This is a genomic window from Vibrio sp. V42_P2S4T144 (assembly GCF_009904715.1).
Lineage (GTDB): Bacteria > Pseudomonadota > Gammaproteobacteria > Enterobacterales > Vibrionaceae > Vibrio > Vibrio alginolyticus.
In genome coordinates this window covers 1-3484 of the sequence record NZ_WXWS01000354.1, presented here as the reverse complement: position 1 = coordinate 3484, position 3484 = coordinate 1, and the positions used below count along the sequence as shown (strand labels likewise).

General features: G+C 43.1%; 2 protein-coding genes. Both read left to right on the top strand.

Annotated features, from left to right (window positions below; all coding sequences use genetic code 11):
- The first annotated feature begins 184 nt into the window (after positions 1–184).
- A complete protein-coding gene (locus tag CAG68_RS12280) occupies positions 185–1669 on the top strand; it encodes a hypothetical protein (RefSeq protein WP_054729922.1) in 1485 nt (494 codons plus the stop codon).
- Positions 1653–3236, top strand: a complete 1584-nt coding sequence (locus CAG68_RS12275; RefSeq protein WP_086047245.1) for a GGDEF domain-containing protein — start codon at positions 1653–1655, stop codon at positions 3234–3236. The genes CAG68_RS12280 and CAG68_RS12275 overlap by 17 nt, the downstream gene beginning before the upstream one ends.
- The last annotated feature ends 248 nt before the right edge of the window (positions 3237–3484 follow it).

Below are 3484 nucleotides of genomic sequence, written 5' to 3'. Positions count from 1 at the left end.
AAACAGCTCCTATCGTAGCTATTCTATTGGTAATTTAGATGTAGTAATTAGGGGTTGTAACGGTATACATTACGGCCCCTGATCGTTTACCAAAATGTTATCCGCATCGCTTTGGTAAAGAAACATGCATCTAACCACTTAATATTAGGTGTGATTTCCAGTTCGATAGTCATGGATGTGAACGTTGGATAAAAACCAAATTCAGCTAGAAGATGATCTCACTAAGCTTAAAGGCCAAATAAAATCGGCCCCTAAACATACCTTTAATGTTGCGCAGCAATATCGTATCCGCGCGGAACAAATTTTATTTGTGGACGGAGAGATCAAAGCCTTACTCATCATGGCGCAATGCTGTTGGTGCCTAATGGATTACCGACAAGGCTTAAAACTCGTCAAAGACGCTTACAGCAAACAAACACAGCTTGAAACCGACGATCATCTCCCGGAAATTCTCCATCTTTTTGCACTCCAATATTGGGGCCAAGCAAAGTATTATTCCGCGCAACAATATTGGATTAATGCGCTCGAACAATCTGCTCTTGTTGATGATGTTGAAATTCAAATCGAATCTCTAATTGGGCTTGGTAATGTATGGCGCATCACTAATGAACACCAACTTGCCGCTTCAACTCATGAGTTAGCCGTTAAAGTGGCAAACAATGTTCGTATTGCTTGGTTAGAAGGCAAAGCGCGCATCCTATTAGCTTGGGACTATTACTTACTAAATAAGTTTGTCGAGATGCTTACGGTACTGGATGGAGCAACCGAAGTATTAAAAGATCATGATGACAGTACGTGGCAAGCCGAGATCTGGGACTTTAAAGGGTTAGCACTGCTTGGACTAGAACGCCTTGATGCGGCCGAAGAAGCCACCCAAAAAGCCCACCAGCTTGCCATTGAGCATGACCTCGTTTGGATGAAAGCACACTCTTTTATTAGCCGAGCAAGACTTGAGCTTTTGCGCCAAAATACAGACAGCGCTGCCAAGTTGCTACTTGCAGCAGAAGAGTCTGCACTCAGTTTCGACCACGGTGAGCTACTCAGCCAAATTTGCTTCCAACAATCACGAGTCGCTGAAGAACAAGGTGACTTTGAGTCTGCGTTTAACGCGTTCAAGAAATACCGTAAGCACGCACTCAAAATGCTCAAAGAACAAACTCATCGAATCAGCATGGATAAAGCAAGAGGCTCTAAACGCCAACTAGAGCAGCGAGCACGTAAGCTGATCAATCATATTCGCTCTCAACACGAATACGACCCTGAAAAACAGTTCTCTAATGTCGTTTCTGAGACCTACTGGTGGGAACAGTTAGTTTTGTTTAAAACGGAGCTCAAACGCTCTAACCACGCCATCATTATGATTCAGCATTCAAACCCCGAAGTTCTCGATGTTTGTACCGAGCTCGTTCATGCATTAACAACCTCCAGCGACCTCATCTCGAGAATTTCCAGTAACAGGCTAGCAATGTTAATTGCAGAAAAAGGTCAAGCAGCAGAAGAGGTCTACCGCACTGTCCAAGCGATGTTAGACATCTATCCATGGAAGCGACGCGGAATCAAAGGCCCGAAACCGATACTGTATTTGCAAGATATCCTGACCTTCCCATTCACGTTAGAACAGCTCGAAGAAAGTTATATTGAGGTAATGAAGAATGGAACAACTGCTTAGCAAGGTGACTGACGCAGGTATCGATCCTTCTTCCGTTTCAGGTGAAGAAGCGATTACGCTATGGGAACACATAGGGTTACATATTGCGTCAACAAACCGAGAGAAAGCGCATTGCTATATCATTAGCGCCGAGTATCGAAGAGAGATCAAACAGCTCAACGACAGCATTAGTGAATTGAAACAAGCCCTTGAGTTACTTGTTTTACCAGAAGATGTGGAAGATATTCTTTCTGTGAAAGCAAGCTTGAGTGAGCGTTTAGTTGAAGTAGGTGACTACAATGCGGCATTAACCGAGTATGTTGCTTCAACCAATATCGCCGTCGAGTACGGCTATATTGATGAGTACGTATTGGCCATTATTGGAATGGGTAATTTGTGCGATGCCTATGGGGATCACCAACGTGCATTACGTTATTATCAAAAAATAGATGCTATCGATCACGCTATTGGCAGTCGATCCCTACGCCTTCGTTACAAGCTGTACATGCTTGCCTGTTATATCAGCTTGAACCGTACCGCAGACGCCAAAGAGCTATTGAGTGAATGTGAAGAACTGAGCATTCTCGTCAGTGATAAAAACCTCGCCGCACAAATTCACCTCTACCGAGCCAAATTACATCGTCTGCAAGAAGACTACCCCAATGCGTTGCTGGCTATTTCGAATGTTCAGTATACAACGGGTAGTGCCACGACATACTGGTTATCCACGATGGTCAAAATTGAGACTGCGTATTGTCTAAACGGTGTAGGGCACACTTCTTTAGCTAATTTAACGTTGGACTCCATCAGTAAAAGGATTCAAAAGCAGCTATCTCCTATCGTTACTCAGCATTTTTATAACGCGATGAGTCAAGTTTACGCCTCTCAAGGGTTGTATCAAGAAGCATTAAATTGTGAAAAAAAAGCGCATAGAATCGAATCTGATCTTGTAAAACATATTCCGATCGGTGAGTTAGGGTCTGCTCAACTACGCCGACTTTCACGCTTTGAGTTACAACTCAAACTCATTTTGTCAGAGCTAGAAAACAAAGAACTAAAAGAAACCACCAAGCAGCATAAAAATACTGTTGCTCAGCTACAGCAGGACGTCTTTACCGATCCACTTACGTCTTTACACAACCGACGCTGGTTAGAAGTTAAACTAAAAGATCTACTTCTGCACGATACTGCATTTGCATTGATGGTCATCGATATCGATCACTTCAAATCCATCAATGACGAACTAAGCCACTTGGTGGGCGACAAAGCGATCAAAAGTGTGTCACAGGAACTGGCGTCCTACTTCAGATTTAAAGGCGCATCGTGCGTACGATTTGGTGGTGAAGAGTTCCTCGTGATCCTTGAGAATACCCAACTGGAACGCGCAGAAATGCATGCCGAGAATTATCGTGAACGGATTTATCGATATGGTTGGGACGATATTCTTGGTGAGCGGGGGCTGACCGTATCCATAGGGATTACCTTGCATCGAGAAGGCGAGAATACTCAGCGAACTTTTTATCGTGCAGACAAAGCTCTTTATCGCGCCAAAGCCAATGGCAGAAACCAAGTCTGTACCGAACTTTAAACCATGCCCCGGTTGACACCTGGGGCTTTAGTATACTTTTTACTTATCCTTCCTATATCACTTCACTGCTTGTTTAAATAAGTACTCAGCAACACCTTAACTGCCAATAAACATCAGTGGATACTTACATCGCATAAACATAATTCCTACATAAAAACCGCTTGATTCATCTGTAGTTAAGACAAATACTTAAATTGTTAATTTACGTAGATTTTCCATTTCGCAATACGCACAGGTAGGTAAGATGT

Coding starts and splice junctions, on each gene's coding strand:
- CAG68_RS12275 (WP_086047245.1), top strand. CDS start 1,653: ATGGAACAACTGCTTAGCAAGGTGACTGACGCAGGTATCGATCCTTCT.